The organism is Hyphomonas sp. UBA4505 (assembly GCF_002388685.1).
Taxonomy (GTDB): Bacteria; Pseudomonadota; Alphaproteobacteria; order Caulobacterales; family Hyphomonadaceae; genus Hyphomonas.
On record NZ_DGMZ01000002.1, the window covers coordinates 1 to 15,171 of the forward strand.

The following is a 15,171-nucleotide window of genomic DNA, read 5'->3' on the forward strand; positions in this document are numbered from 1 at the left end:
TCATGGTCGCTGACGGGGAACAGCTTCAGAAGCAACCTTGGCCACAATGTAAAAGGCGCACGATCCATTCAGACCGCGCGCCTTTTTAATCTCGCTTGAAAGCGGCGGCCAAATGCTAACCGACGGTCGCGTCCGCAGGCTTGCGCGTGTCGAACTTTGACCACACGCCATCATCGCCGTGCCAGTCACCGCTGGTCGCACCTTTGGAATATTCGGTTGCACGCTGCTCAAAGAAGTTTGCGTGCTCTACCCCGTTCAGGATTTCCGTCAGCCATGGGATCGGGTGCTTGGTCACACCGAACACCGGCTCAAGCTTCAGCTGGCCGAGACGCCAGTCCGCGATGTAGCGAATGTACTGCTTGATATCGTCGGCGGTCATGCCTTCGACCGGACCCATTTCGAATGCGAGTTCGATAAATTTGTCTTCCAGCGTCACGACGGTGCGACAGCACTCGCGAATCCGCTCGCGCAGCGCGTCATTCATGACGCCGGTCTCAGCACAGAACGTGTGGAACAGCTTGATCATGCCTTCGCAGTGCAGCGACTCATCCCGTACAGACCAGGACACGATCTGGCCCATGCCCTTCATCTTGTTGAAGCGCGGGAAGTTCATCAGCATCGCGAAACTGGCGAACAGCTGAAGGCCTTCCGTGAAGCCGCCAAAGACCGCCATGGAAACAGCAATGTCTTCATTCGTTTCTGTGCCAAACTGGCCGAGATAGTCGTGCTTGGCGGCCATCTCCTCATATTCCATGAAGGCCGAGAATTCCGAGTCGGGCATGCCGATGGTTTCGAGCAGCAAAGCATACGCCGCAATATGGATCGTCTCCATATTGGAGAACGAGGCCAGCATCATCGACACTTCAGTCGGTTTGAACAGGGGCATGTAATGCTCCATATAGTTCGCACCGACTTCGACGTCAGACTGGGTGAAGAAGCGGAAGATCTGGGTCAGCAGATTGCGCTCGGAATCATTGAGCTTCACCGCCCAATCCTTGCAATCCTCGCCGAGGGGCACTTCTTCCGGCATCCAGTGCACCTGCTGCTGGACCTTCCAGAAGTCATACGCCCACGGGTAACGGAAGGGCTTGTACGCCCGGCTCGGGGTCAGCAGTCCGGGCACATTGGAATTTCCGTCAGCCATCAGGGCCTCCTACGTCATTTACTGCGTTTTCTGGGACAATCTACACCATATATAGTGCCTCATTGAGGCCATTGCCGCAAGATGTTTGACTGCGGCAAACCGCACTTGTTCACAGGCTTGCCCACAGTTTTGGCATATTTCCCTCGTAGGGGTGGCGCCATGCGGTTTAGTGCAGAATGATCGGCACCAAACCGATACCCATGCGTTCCATTCCCGCCTTACGAGACAAGATATTCATGCGTTTCTTCAGTGCCATTCTTCTTGCCCTGATTTCGGCTTTCGCGTTTGCCCCACCAGCAAATGCTAAAGTGGTGAGGGATGTAATATATGCAGATGCGCCCGGTCTTGATCCCGGCGACGTACGGGCTGATGTCTACATTCCTGATGATGCGGACAATGCGCCGGTGATTCTCATGATGCATGGCGGCGCTTGGACCTTTGGCAACAAGCTGAGCGCATTGGGCATGTTTCAGGCGCGTTATTTCAACGATCAGGGCTTTGTCTTCATTGCCGTAAATTACCGCCTGTCGCCCGCACATCCCTTCCCCGCCCAACAGCAGGATACGGCCGCCGCGATCGCATACTTCCATGAGCACGCAACAGAGTTCGGGGGCGACCCGAACAGTATCTTCCTGATGGGTCACTCTGCCGGGGCTCATATGGCAGCGCTCACTGCGATCGATCCGGACTATCTGGACGCATTTGATCTGACGCCAGGCGTGATCAAAGGCGTCGTCGCCATGGATAGCGCCGCCTACAATATGGCTCGCACCGGCAGTGATGGCGATATCCCCGAATTCTACCACTCCACCTTTACCAGCGATGACCCAGACGTCTGGACGGCTGCCTCCCCGACCCTACTGGTAGAAGAAACAACCGACATCCCACCTTTCCTCCTGCTCTATGTGAACCGAGCTGTCGCGCCGAGCCGCGCCAAGGAATTGGCGGAAGTGCTGAACAGCGCCGGACACAAGGCCGAAGCGCGGCTCGTCAAGAACCGCGATCACAAGAGCTTGAATGATCGTCTGGGCGCCAAAGGTGACAAGGTCGCGCCGATGATCGCAGACTTTTTCCGTGACCAGTTGGAAGACTGACGCCGCCTAAGGCTCCACGACGTTGAACCAGAAGTCCGGAGTCTCCAGCGCCGAGAACCAGGCGAGCAGTGCGGTGGGGTCACCCTCGATTGACGCCTCCCCGGCAGCGGCGATCTCGCGAAAGCTGCGGGTTTGCAGAATCAGGTCATTGAAGGCATCGCGCGACAGGGTAAGCGTTGCCACGGCATCATCGGACTGGACACCGGGGCGTGGGAAGGCCGTGGCATTCCCTACATCAATGACGAATTCCTCCTCGATGTCCGTAAACTGGAAGTTCAGTTCGAACGGCTCCCTGCTGAGCTTTTCGGGCGCATAGCGAACGGCTAGCGCATTGAATAGTTCAATCGTGGGCACCCCCTCGACGAACTCACGGCTTCGGGTGCGCACCGCTCCGGCATCGGCAAGGCCGTTACGAAGCTCCTGCGCTCCCGTTAGATAGAAATCGCGCCACGCGCCGCTTTCTGCCTGAAAGCCCATCTGCTCATAGCTCGCAGCCAGCCAGTCTCGCGCAACCTGATTCTGAGGATTGGCAAAGACCGCATAGTTCAAAACTTCGGCAGCCCAACGATAGTCGCCTTCCTCGAAGGCTTCCTGCCCAATGACGATGGCCGCCTCTTCGCCGCCAACGGCCTTGATGAACCGACTGGCCTTCGCTTCCAGTGGGTGTGCATTGAACGTCGCCGGCACACCATCCCACCACCCGAAATACCCTTGATAGACGGCTTTCGCATTATGGTTCAGCGTGCCGTAGTAACCACGCGTATCGAAATTCTCTGATTGCACCGCAGGTTCAGCGAGTTCTTCGGCAATTTCGAACTGGGTTTCACCGCGATTTGCCCGGCGAACAGTCTGGTCATGCGTATACCGATAAATATCGCGCTGACCCCGCAGGAAGGTCTCGACATTCTCCTGCCCGAATGTCGGCCAATGGTGCGATGCGAAAACGACGTCCGACCGCCCGCCATATTCAGTCAAAACATAGTCGATCACGCGGCTCCATTCGAGCAGGTCGCGAACCTTTGCGCCTCGCAAGGTGAGTGCATTGTGGAACGTTGCTGTCGCGACTTCGGCCGTGCAGAGCGCGTTGAAGTCCGGTAGATAGAACATGAATTCCGCAGGCGCTTCGGTACCCGCCGCATCGACGAACTCAAACGTAACTCCGTCTACCACGCGAACGGTTCCACGGCCTGGTACCTCCTCTGTCGGCGCGATCAGACCGATCGTGCCTTGGGAAAGCGCTGGCCCCAGCCCCACGCCTACCTGCCCTGTCGGGCCGCTGGGTAACGTATTGCCAAACATCAGCACAGCTCGTCGGCTCATATAGTTCCCGGCCAGCAAATTCTCGGCGACGGCGGATTCCGTAAAGCCAACTGGTGCGAGCACGGGTACACCGCGCGCTTCGATGTCGGCTTCGTCGATCACACCGCGCACACCGCCGAAATGGTCACCATGGGAATGGGTATAGATCACGCCCGTGACGGGGCGATTCCCCAGCGTGTCATTGACCAGTCCCAAAGCAGCCGCAGCTGTCTCCTGACTGAGCAGCGGGTCTACAATGATCCAGCCAGTATCGCCCCGGATGACCGACATGACCGCGAGGTCATACCCGCGAACCTGATAGATCCCATCCATGACTTCAAACAGGCCATGTTCGGAGTTCAGACGCTCCTGCCTCCAAAGCGATGGATTCACTGTGTCGGGGCTGTCCCCGTCAATGAAGTCCCGACGGCTGACCTGCCAAACGACATTACCATCGACGTCGGTGATCGTGTCCTGTTTCAGCTGCGCCAGCAGACCGCGCGTTGCGTCAACAAAATCGGAAGTGTCTTCCAGAGGCAGGCGGTCAGCCACAGCCGCATTTGCTGCGCGGGTCGTATCCGTCGCCTCGCCCTTCGGCGGAGCCTTGGCCATGGATTCAGGAATATTCGTCTGTATGCCCGGAGAACAGGCCACCAGCAGGATGGCTGCAGCCACACCAAATAGAACTCGCATATCTTCCTCCCATAGCGACGCGTTCACGCACCGTTTTCTCGCACTGTGCGACGAGGCCAAAAGGCACGCAAGACAGCCGCGAGGGAAACGGGAATTTAGCGGGAGATACTGATCGACAAGGCGCCAAACCGTTGCGGGCCGTCTTGGCGGACAAACTCTTCAGTTCGGTTCACGAAAGTGAAGGCCACTTGCACGCTGCGGTAATGGACCGCCACGCCCGCCTGAATATCGCCCACTACCGTCCGACGATCTTCAACGCGTGGCCCATCCCGCCACAAATTCCCGTCCAGAAACATGTCACGGGCCACGGCCCGCCCGTCCACGCCCACGAAGAAATAGCCACCAAGCGGATCTTCCGGCGTTCCGGGCACGAACTCTCCTGCCCCTGAGAGGGCTGGACGGATGCGCGGGGGACCGAAGCTCGAATTCAGGTCCCATCCGATTCGCGCCGTCAGGCCTGCAGATCCATATGTGCGCACATTGCCGAGCGCGACTCCGACGTGCGCTCCAAAATCAGTCTCCAGCCCGAGTGGCAAGTTTGGGCCGTCAAACATCTGCATTCGCTGGGCAATGACTTCGACTCCCGGCTCATCCTTCAGCTGGTGATCCCACCCTTTCGCAGTCGCAACTCCAATGATCTCGTGCCACGTGTTTTGCACAAATTCGCCGGCCGCCGATGGTCCGACGACACCAAGATTGACCTGCAGAGTGTCCTGAGTGTTTTCGCTGCTGGCAGCCACGGTCGATGACAGGGCGAGCCACGCTGCATACGGCCGGTCGGTCGGGTCGGGTGTAAACGTCTGAATGTCTTCGGGAGTGAATATGGCATGTGAAATGGCAAAGCCTTGCCGGAGTTCGGTACGATCCAGATCAATCCACGGCAGACGATCGGCGACCCATTCGAGACCAGGATGAACATTGTCTGCGCCGGACACGCGCTCTATGCGAAGTCCGTTGGAATAATTGCGATCCGTGCCACCGCCGAAGAAATCATTCTCCGTCGAGAAAGACACAACCGCAGGTTTGCGCGGAACAGTCGGTTCACCCTCCTGCGCGTACGTCGACGGAGCATACAGAAAAGCTGCGACCAGGGCCGCAGCTTGGATGAGAGGGAATCGAGCCTGCATGGGCGTCGATTAGCAGCTAACGACGCATCGTGAAACTAACACCTGCGAAATCTTCAGTCTCGCTGATGCTGACATTCCGGTCTGAATACTTCACTTCACGGCGAATATAACTGAGCGACAGTTCGCCCCCGCCGCGCTGCACGGATACACCTGCTTGAAGATCACCGACGGTGACCTGGTCCGTGAGCGACATGTCGCCCAGGCTTGGGCGGAACCCGTTGGCATCGGCATCCCATACAAGCGCCTCCCCGTCAGCACCCGCGAAGACGTACCAGCCCTGAGGCTGTCCGTTGCGGTCAAGCAGGTCGAAATCCTGACCAATTCGAACTTCACCGCCAACCCGGCGCGTAAGGACTTCGCCCTCTTCCCGGACCGCAATACGTGGCGCAAGGCCGACATCAAAACTGAGGCCAGTCACCTCCTTCGGCGCGGAAATAGCTATCTCGGCGGCGATATTCTTTTCCAGCTGGCCCGGACGCGAGAGTGCAGCCCGGCTGCGCTCGGCGGCCACTGCGACGAGCGTCTCACTGGTCCCCCAGTCGACGCGCGTATTGTTTGGGACTCCAAACTCGGCATTGGGGTGAGAGCGGTAGTCAATGGGCTGGTCGGCGATCATCTGCGCCGCGACTGTATTCGTCGCTTCAAGCGGTACGCCACTAAACCGGGCCGAGGGTGCGCTAAATACGTGGACGGAAGCTGCATTGGGGACGGAGTTGGGCGCATAATTGGCTGGCGCGGCCATCTGCATACCAAGTGTTGGAGGCGCAACAGGTTCGGAGCGTACTTGCTCATGTGGAGACGTCGATACGCATCCCTGGCACGCCATCGTGATGACTGCGGAAGAAATTGCAAATGCCATCTGCCTTATACCTCTCATGCCTTCATCCCTGAGCACTCGTCTATTCAAGGATTAGACCGTTTGACGATTAACTTAACATAAAGAACTCGTCCGTCTCAAACGCCAATGGGCCGAATTCCATTAATTCTTCTCGTCATAACTCGCCTGTGTAGTGTTTGTTCCAGAACCCGGTAAAATTGTGTTTTTTCGGTGTCATTTGACTGATTTTCGGGTCATCGGCGCCGTTAACCAGCTGTAAAATTTCATGAAATTGTTCGGCTTATTCGATCACAAATGCCTCAATCTCTGCCTTCAGCCAGTTCCATGCAAAAAAGGCCGGGGCCCCACGAGGCACCGGCCTTTTGTTATATGCCTATTTCCAGTCGCAGCCTTATTGGCAGGCAAGACACTCGTCATAATCGGTATTGGGGGTGTCCATTTTCTGGACTTCAGACTTCTCCGACCCGGCAAATGCCGCGCGCTGTACCGATTTGGAGCGGCAATAATAAAGCGATTTGAGCCCGCGCTCCCACGCTGTCCAGTGCAGCATGTGAAGGTCCCATTTGGCGATGTCGCCCGGAAGGAACAGGTTCAGGGACTGCGACTGGCAGATATAAGGCGTGCGGTCGGCCGCCAGTTCGATGATCCAGCGCTGGTCGATTTCGAACGCCGTCTTGAACACAGATTTCTCGTGTTCGTCCAGGCATTCGAGATGCTGGATGGAGCCTTCATGCTCGAGAATTGAGGTCCAGACCTCGTCCGTGTCCATATCCTTGCTGGCCAGAAGACGCTGGAGCTGTTGGTTCTTCACGGTGAAGGAACCTGACAGCGTCTTGTGGGTGTAGACGTTTGCCGGGATTGGCTCAATGCCAGCCGACGTTCCACCACAGATGATCGAGATCGATGCTGTTGGGGCCACGGCCATCTTGTGGCTGAAACGGGCCATCATGCCGACGTCACGGGCATCCTCACAAGGCCCCCGTTCTTTGGCGAGCTTGACAGAAGCCGCATCGGCACCCTGCCGGATGTGCTTGAACATCTTCTCGTTCCAGACTTTCGACATGGCGCTTTCCAGCGGCACATTCATTGTCTGCAGGAAGGAGTGGAAACCCATCAGGCCGAGACCGACCGAACGCTCACGCTTCGCGGAGTAGACAGCGCGGGCCATTTCCGGCGGCGCGCGCTCGATGAAGTCTTCAAGCACATTGTCGAGGAAGCGGAAGATGTCTTCGATGAAGGTCTCATCCTTGGACCATTCGAGATACTTCTCGGCATTGACCGAAGACAGGCAGCACACAGCGGTGCGATCCTGGCCGGCATGGTCGACACCGGTTGGCAAGGTAATTTCGGAGCAGAGATTGGACTGTGTGACCTTCAGGCCAAGCTTGCGCTGGTGAGCAGGCATGGCGTTGTTCACGGTGTCGGTGAACAACAGGTATGGCTCACCAGTCTGCATGCGCAGCTCAAGAATTTTCTGCCACAATTTACGAGCATTGATCGTCCGGATAACTTCCTTCGACTTCGGACTGATCAGGCCGTAATCCTCGTCATTTTTCACCGCTTCCATGAAGTCGTCGGTGATGTTGATACCGTGATGCAGATTCAGGGATTTCCGGTTGAAGTCGCCGGACGCCTTGCGGATTTCGAGAAACTCTTCGATTTCCGGGTGGTGGACATCAATGTAACACGCGGCCGAGCCACGGCGCAGCGAACCTTGGCTGATCGCCAGCGTCAACGAATCCATGACACGAATGAACGGGATGATTCCGGAGGTCTGACCGTTCTGACCAACCTTCTCGCCAATCGAGCGGACATTGCCCCAATAGGTTCCGATGCCGCCGCCATTTGATGCGAGCCAGACATTCTCGGTCCAGGTCTCAACGATATCGTCTAGCGAGTCGCCAACCTGGTTCAGGAAGCAGGAAATGGGGAGGCCGCGTGCCGCGCCACCGTTCGAAAGAACAGGCGTCGCAGGCATGAACCAGAGCTTGGACATATAATCGTACAGGCGCTGAGCGTGCTCGGTGTCATCGGCGAAGGCCAGCGAAACGCGGGCGAACATGTCCTGATAGGACTCACCGGGCAGCAAATAGCGATCCTGGAGCGTCTTCTTGCCGAATTCGGTCAGAAGGGAATCACGCGACGGATCCATCACGATCGGGCTGCCTTCAACAACGCGCAGCAGGCCTTCCACTCCAGCCTTGGGCTTACCCTTGCGGAGCGCAGATTTAGACACAGTTTTTGCCTCGGTTGCAGACATAAGAGCAGCCCTTCAGAATCGATAGATACATATAGGTCCGGAAGCCCCTGAAAGCCAGATATTGCTCTCAACCCCGTTCCTGACACAAGATATAGTGTCTGAAGGTTAATATCGGGTCAACGGGCCTTGTCTCTAAAACGTCAAATTTGCCGTGGAATTCTGGTTAATCAATGATTAACACACCCATCGATGGCCCGCCAGTATTGGCCTTTCAGAGACTGCACAAATCTGCATCACAAATCTCTTTTCAGATTGGTCCGATTTTACCTCTTGGAAGATCAATCGACAGGGATTCAGTTAACGCAGAGTGACGATTCCTCAACCGATTGGTCCGACCTGTTGAGACAATCACTAACGTCCACCGTGCATTATGGTCTCATTGGTCCAATTCTGACCTGCAAGAGGATACTATGCTGAACTGGCTAAAGAATCAGACCCTGGAGAACTGGGCCAACGCGCCCATCGTGAATGACGGCGAAACGGTCATCGACGCCCCCGCCGCCGAGATCTTTGAACGACTGGACCTTGCCTCCCCAAGCAATGCCCTGCGCCAGCGCGGCTTTACCTTCGGTGCCGGCAACCCTGCCTACGACATTTTCGAGGCCAGCGACCCAGACCAGCCCGATGTCACGCTCGTCTTCGAAGTCACCGAATCCCGCCCGCGCAAACGCTATTGCTATCGCACGACTGCGCGGTCGACGGACAAGCACTGTGCGGTGACCGAATCATCTTGCGAGTTCACAATCGTCCCGCAAAAGGATGGTCGGCATCTGTTGCACCTTCAGGAGACCAGCACACTGACCCCGGGGCTCGACCGCAATCAATACATTCTGGAGCGCGCGAAGCTGAACTTCTCTGTGTTCCGGACATTGGCGCGCCTGAGGCTGCACCTCGAGCTGGGCACAGACCTGCGCAACATCAATTGATTGAATTTCATGGGTAAGGCGGAGACAGACGAGCGACCCGGGCGAAAAAACTCGTTGGGGCTGCTTCGTTCCCGACCTGACCCGATTGGCGAGCGACCCGTCCGCCGCCTGCCTCCTGCCGGTTATATGCGCCGAGCGGCCGCTCGGTGCAAGGGCCAGCGTCCACCCCGAAACACTTAACCCCTCCTCCAATACCGTGTTAGCCTTTCGGCACAGGGTTCTTGGAGGGATACTCAATGAAACTTCACCAAATTTGCGCCGCTGCAGGCCTGACGGCGGCTTTGGCCGTCACTTCGGCAATTGCTCAGGAAGAAACGGCTGAAGACAGCAAGCGCTTCACCGCAGAGCGCGTCTTCGACATCGAGTATGCGACCAACCCGCAGATCTCGCCAGACGGCAAGACCATTATCTATGTCCGCCACAGCATGGACCGGATGACCGACCGCGACACGGGTCATCTATGGATTATTGATATTGAGAGTGGTGCCCAGCGTCCCCTGCTCGGTGTGGGCGGCAGTGCAGGCGCGCCAAGCTGGTCGCCCGATGGCTCCCGCGTCCTCTACACGAGCACAGCGAGCGGAAAGCCCGAGTTGAAACTCGTCTATATGGACACCGGCTTGTCCTATTCGCTTGCACAGTTCACGGAGAGCCCATCAGGCGCCACTTGGTCTCCCGATGGCCGCAACATCGCCTTCTCCATGTTCGTACCAGGCGACAAGCCGGGCTTCGCGACGCCGCCGAAACAGCCCGAGGGCGCGAAATGGGCTGATCCGGTAAAGGTGATTGACGATCTGACCTTCCGGTTTGACGGTGCCGGCTATCTTGAAGATGGCGCGGACCAAGTCTTCGTACTGCCTGCAGAGGGCGGAACACCGCGGCAAGTCACGACAGGCGAAGCCGACATGGGCGGGCAAGCCTGGCTCGACAATGATACGCTGCTCGTCACGGGCAATCTCGCCGACGACCGCGACATGGACCCCATTGAGAGCGAGATATATTCGGTCGAACTGTCCAACCTCCAGATCACGCCCCTCACCTCACGCGACGGGCCGGACTTCGCCGCCACGCCCGCACCGGACGGACGCTCAATTGCCTTTCTCGGCTACGATGACGAGCTGAAATCCTACCAGCAGAACCACCTTTATGTGATGGGCCCGGATGGCTCGGGCGTTCGTGAGCTCCTGTCAGGCTTTCCCGGATCGCCTGGCCAGATCGAATGGGCACCGGATGGCAAAAGCCTCTTCATGCTGTTTGAGGACCATGGCGTCCTTACGCTGAACGAGCTGGATCTTCAGGGTCGCCTTACCCAGGTGGTCACGGGGATCGGCGGCACATCCATCGGCCGCCCCTATGCAGGTGGCAGTTTTTCGGTGGCAAAATCGGGTCGGCGCGAACAGATTGCTTATACAGCAGGATTTACAGATCGGCCCGCTGAAGTCGCCACGATCCGGTCGGATGGAAAGAATGGACGCATCCTGACGGAATTGAATTCCGATGTGCTGCCTTATCTCGACATGGCACCCATTGAAGAACTGAAAGTTGCGTCCAGCCATGACGGCCTCGAGATCGAGGCCTGGGTTGCCCTGCCCCCGAATTTCACGGCGGATGGCAGCTTCCCGCTTATCCTCGAAATCCATGGCGGACCGTTCTCCATGTACGGCCCCTTCTTCGCCAGCGAGATTCAGCGCTATGCTGCCGAGGGATATGTCACCGTCTATGTGAACCCACGCGGGTCGACCGGATACGGAGAAGAATTCGCCCAGGCCATCGACCAAGCCTATCCGGGTTATGACTATGATGACCTCATGAGCGTGGTCGACGAACTCGTCGCACGTAAATATGCGGATCCTGATCGTCTGTTTGTAACCGGTGGTTCTGGAGGCGGCATCCTGACGGCGTGGATCGTCACCAAGACGGACCGGTTTGCTGCGGCTGCCTCCATCAAACCGGTGATCAACTGGATGACGATGGCGCTTGCCGGCGACATTGCACAATTTGTCCGGCGTCACTGGATACGTGAAGATCCGTGGTCCAATCCGGACGCCTTCCTGAAGCTTTCTCCAATCTCGTATGTCGATCAAGTCGTCACGCCGACTCTGGTCATGGTTGGCGAAGAAGACTGGCGAACCCCGACCTGGGAAGCAGAGCAGTTCTACACCGCCCTCAAGATGAATGACGTAGACACCGCGCTCATCCGCGTGCCCGGGTCCTCGCACTATATTGCAGGTCGACCGAGCCGCCTGATTGCAAAAACCGACAATATCATGGGGTGGTTCGCCAAATATGATCCGGCCAAAATCGATGAGGATTCGGAGGGAAAATAGTCCCGAACCGGAATACCGTTCACGTTAAATCGTGAACGGTATTCTGGTGCTATAACCCCTTCAAATTGAGAGAAATTTGCGACTTCCCGCCCCGACCGACCGTGCGGGAAGTCCGATGGCACCCCTTTTGCATTGCCTCGCGTGTCTAACGGGACGAAAGCAGGTCAGGGGGCTTGGACATGCTGCACAGTATCAATTTGCTCAGGACATTGTCCTGCTACGCTATTGCGATCTTCCATATACGGGCGTTCGTGCATTCTCATTCGGACACTGTGCACCTGACCTTTTCTGCTGCGCCCGGATTTCACCTGTTCCTTGCGATCAGTGGCTTTATCCTTGTCTACATAACGCGCCCGGATGACACGCCCCTGAACTTCATGATGAAGCGCACCGTGCGAATTGTGCCCCTCTACTGGGCGGCAACGGCATTGACCCTGCTCCTCGCTTTGGCGCGCCCGTGGCTCTTCCACGAGGCTGATACGTCCCTGTCCTCTATCGTGAGCAGCTATCTGTTCCTTCCACACTATGATCTTGGTGGCGATATCCAGCCGATCCTGTTCGTGGGCTGGACGCTTGGCTATATCATGCTGTTCTACTTGCTTTTCTCACTGTCGCTATTCGTGCCGGAGCGCGTGCAAGTTCCCGCTGCCATCCTCATGACCATTGGCGTGATTGCGGGAGCGCAGCTATTGCCCGCAGGTCCCTATCGCGAATTCTACGGAAACCCGATCCTCCTGGAATTCGCCATGGGCTGCATCATGGGGCTCGCTTTGCGACAGAAGGCCGTTCAGGAATTTGTGAAGCGCACGTCGATGTGGCCCATTGGCCTGATCGGCATCGCGGGCTTTGCCATCGCCATGAACACCACTTTGCCATCTTGGGGACGGATGGGTGTCTATGCTGTCTCCAGCGCGCTCGTCGTGTTTGCCTGCGCCGGACAAGATCTGTTCCGCAAACCGCTGAATAATGACTTCCTGTCGATGGGCGGCAAGATCAGCTATGGGATCTTCCTGATCCACCCCTTGCTGATGACAGCATTCGGGGTCACGCTGTTCCGCCTCACCAGCAATGACTGGGTCGCAACCATTCTCTTGTTCGCAACCGTGCTGCCGCTCACTTCGTTTCTTGCCTATCTCAGCTTCCGCTATTTCGAGACGCCGACAAATACATGGCTGCGCAAGGCGTTCCACCTGTCAAAGCTTCCGCCAAAATCGGTGCAGGGCAAGGCGGCGACCATGCGGCCGACTGTCGTATAGGATTGGCTCCTACTCGCTTGTCGCGGTCTCATCCCGACGACGAGTCTTGGCAACGCCGGTAATGATACCGAAGCCAATCAGCACGATGGCACCAGTGCCGATCCAGACCGGCGGCGCACCAAGCAGAAAGGCTGCATAGGCAAGCCCTGATACGAGGACCAGGAAACCGATCAGGTAAATTCCGAAAGACGACATTGCGCGCTCCAGTGCTTCTAAAACATCTGGAGACACAACGTAGCCAATGCAGACCGGTTCCCCGGCCCGCATCAGCAATCTGACTTAGTCGCCCTTCTTGGCCGCACGCTTGCGCTCATGCGGGTCAAGATAGACCTTGCGCAGCCGGATGTTCTCCGGTGTGACCTCAACCAGTTCGTCATCGGCGATATAAGCCAGCGACTTTTCCAGCGTCATCTGCAGTGGCGGCGTCAAACGCACAGCCTCATCAGTACCGGACGCGCGGACGTTGGACAGCTTCTTGCCCTTCAGCACGTTCACTTCGAGATCATTGTCGCGATTGTGCTCGCCAACAATCATCCCGCCATACACCTTGTTGCCCGGATGGATCATCATCGGACCACGATCTTCCAGGTTCCAAAGCGCGAAGGCGACTGCTTCACCCTGCTCCATGGCGATCAGAACGCCCGTATGGCGCCCCTGGATCTTGCCCTTGTGCGGGGCGTATTCGTGGAAGACGCGGTTCATGATCGCGGTGCCGCGCGTGTCGGACAGCAACTCGCCCTGATAACCGATCAGGCCGCGTGTCGGCGCATGGAAAATCATGCGCGTACGACCGACACCCGACGGGCGCATGTCCAGCATGTCGGCCTTGCGCTCGGACAGTTTCTGCACGACCACGCCGGAATGCTCGTCATCCACATCGATGACCACTTCCTCGATTGGCTCAAGCTTCTCGCCGTTCGGGCCTTCCTGCATCACGACTTGCGGACGTGAGACGCCCAGTTCAAAGCCTTCGCGGCGCATCGTTTCGATCAAGACGGCCAGTTGGAGCTCGCCGCGCCCGGAGACGGTGAACGCCTCGGCGTCGGTCGCACGCTCGACCTTGAGGGCGACATTGCCTTCGGCCTCTTTCAGCAGGCGGTCCCAGATCATCCGGCTGGTGACTTTCGTACCTTCGGTACCGGCCAGCGGAGAATCATTGACGCGGAATGTCATGGAGATGGTTGGCGGATCGATCGGTTGCGCTTCGATCGGCTCGCTGACGGAAGGATCACAGAATGTGTCGGCTACGTTTGCCTTCGTCGTACCCGCAAGGGACACAATATCGCCAGCCTGGGCTTCGTCGACCGGCACGCGGTCCAGGCCGCGGAACGCCAGCACTTTGGAGACGCGGGTCTGCTCGACCAGTTCGCCGTCACGGTTCAGCACCTTGATGGACTGGTTCGGTTTGATCGTGCCGGACGAGACGCGGCCCGTCAGGATGCGGCCGAGAAACGGATCGGAAGAAATCGTTGTGGCGAGGAAGCGGAACGGTCCCTCTTCCACTTTTGGTACGGGCACATGATCAACAACCATCTGGAACAGGGAATCCATGTTCTCGGTCTGGTTCTCATATTCGATATTCATCCAGCCCTGCTTGGCCGAGCCGTAGAGGATCGGGAAGTCGAGCTGGTCGTCTGAGGCGTCGAGATTGGCAAAGAGGTCAAACACTTCGTTGATCACTTCATCGGGCCGACGCTCAGGCTTGTCGATCTTGTTCACGGCCACAATCGGGCGAAGGCCGACTTTCAGGGCCTTGGAAACGACGAATTTGGTCTGTGGCATTGGGCCTTCAGCCGCATCGACCAGCACGATGGCGCCATCCACCATCTGAAGGATACGCTCCACTTCACCACCGAAATCGGCGTGTCCGGGCGTGTCGACGATGTTGATGCGATAGTCTTTCCATTCCACCGACGTCGTCTTGGCGAGAATGGTAATGCCCCGCTCTTTCTCCAGATCGTTGGAATCCATCATCCGTTCGGCGGTCTTTTCGTTCTCGCGGAACGTGCCGGATTGTTTCAGCAATTCATCGACGAGCGTGGTCTTGCCGTGGTCAACGTGGGCAATGATCGCGATGTTGCGCATTTTCTCGATAGGCGTGGACATGGAGGGTATGCTTTCGGGAGGGAGGCTGATTTGCCGCGCACATACACGTGCCCGCCGCGATTGGCTATGCTTTGTTGTCAGGCAGGCCCCTGCCGCGGCGAACC

11 protein-coding genes and 1 other RNA gene are annotated in these 15,171 nt (G+C 57.4%); 4 read left to right on the top strand and 8 right to left on the bottom strand.

Annotated features, from left to right (window positions below; translation table 11 throughout):
* Positions 1 to 115 precede the first annotated feature (115 nt).
* A complete protein-coding gene (locus tag B3527_RS00690) occupies positions 116 to 1,144 on the bottom strand; it encodes a ribonucleotide-diphosphate reductase subunit beta (protein ID WP_206992344.1) in 1,029 nt (342 codons plus the stop codon).
* A 236-nt stretch (positions 1,145 to 1,380) separates the two neighbouring features.
* Between B3527_RS00690 and B3527_RS00695 the strand changes: the two genes are divergently transcribed.
* Positions 1,381 to 2,238 (top strand): alpha/beta hydrolase, encoded by an 858-nt coding sequence (locus B3527_RS00695; RefSeq protein WP_290481342.1) that lies wholly within the window; start codon positions 1,381 to 1,383, stop codon positions 2,236 to 2,238.
* A gap of 6 nt (positions 2,239 to 2,244) precedes the next feature.
* Here B3527_RS00695 and B3527_RS00700 read toward each other — a convergent pair whose 3' ends face one another.
* The 4 genes from B3527_RS00700 to B3527_RS00715 all read right to left on the bottom strand — a co-directional run bounded on the left by B3527_RS00700 (position 2,245) and on the right by B3527_RS00715 (position 8,455).
* On the bottom strand, positions 2,245 to 4,230 hold the full coding sequence (locus B3527_RS00700) for an alkyl/aryl-sulfatase (RefSeq protein ID WP_290478701.1): 1,986 nt from the start codon (positions 4,228 to 4,230) through the stop codon (positions 2,245 to 2,247).
* 95 nt (positions 4,231 to 4,325) lie between these two features.
* Complete coding sequence (locus B3527_RS00705; RefSeq protein WP_206992341.1) at positions 4,326 to 5,357, bottom strand: lipid A deacylase LpxR family protein; 1,032 nt, start codon at positions 5,355 to 5,357, stop codon at positions 4,326 to 4,328.
* A 16-nt stretch (positions 5,358 to 5,373) separates the two neighbouring features.
* Positions 5,374 to 6,234, bottom strand: coding sequence for a lipid A-modifier LpxR family protein (locus tag B3527_RS00710; protein ID WP_290480830.1), 861 nt, complete (start codon positions 6,232 to 6,234; stop codon positions 5,374 to 5,376).
* Positions 6,235 to 6,586: 352 nt separating this feature from the next.
* Entirely contained in the window at positions 6,587 to 8,455 is a 1,869-nt protein-coding gene (locus B3527_RS00715; RefSeq protein ID WP_051607928.1) for a ribonucleoside-diphosphate reductase subunit alpha, read from the bottom strand.
* A gap of 410 nt (positions 8,456 to 8,865) precedes the next feature.
* Here B3527_RS00715 and B3527_RS00720 point away from each other — a divergent pair, with 410 nt between their 5' ends.
* Complete coding sequence (locus tag B3527_RS00720; RefSeq protein ID WP_206992339.1) at positions 8,866 to 9,381, top strand: hypothetical protein; 516 nt, start codon at positions 8,866 to 8,868, stop codon at positions 9,379 to 9,381.
* A 16-nt stretch (positions 9,382 to 9,397) separates the two neighbouring features.
* Here the strand turns inward: B3527_RS00720 and ffs are convergent.
* An RNA gene (ffs, locus tag B3527_RS00725) (signal recognition particle sRNA small type) lies at positions 9,398 to 9,498 on the bottom strand.
* A 119-nt stretch (positions 9,499 to 9,617) separates the two neighbouring features.
* Between ffs and B3527_RS00730 the strand changes: the two genes are divergently transcribed.
* Positions 9,618 to 11,705, top strand: a complete 2,088-nt coding sequence (locus tag B3527_RS00730; RefSeq protein ID WP_290478700.1) for an alpha/beta hydrolase family protein — start codon at positions 9,618 to 9,620, stop codon at positions 11,703 to 11,705.
* Positions 11,706 to 11,884: 179 nt separating this feature from the next.
* Entirely contained in the window at positions 11,885 to 12,961 is a 1,077-nt protein-coding gene (locus B3527_RS00735; RefSeq protein WP_290478699.1) for an acyltransferase family protein, read from the top strand.
* A 9-nt stretch (positions 12,962 to 12,970) separates the two neighbouring features.
* Here the strand turns inward: B3527_RS00735 and B3527_RS00740 are convergent, their stop codons facing one another.
* Positions 12,971 to 13,156, bottom strand: coding sequence for a hypothetical protein (locus tag B3527_RS00740; RefSeq protein ID WP_206992336.1), 186 nt, complete (start codon positions 13,154 to 13,156; stop codon positions 12,971 to 12,973).
* Between the two features lie 84 nt (positions 13,157 to 13,240).
* Complete coding sequence (gene typA, locus B3527_RS00745; RefSeq protein ID WP_290478698.1) at positions 13,241 to 15,067, bottom strand: translational GTPase TypA; 1,827 nt, start codon at positions 15,065 to 15,067, stop codon at positions 13,241 to 13,243.
* Positions 15,068 to 15,171: the final 104 nt, after the last annotated feature.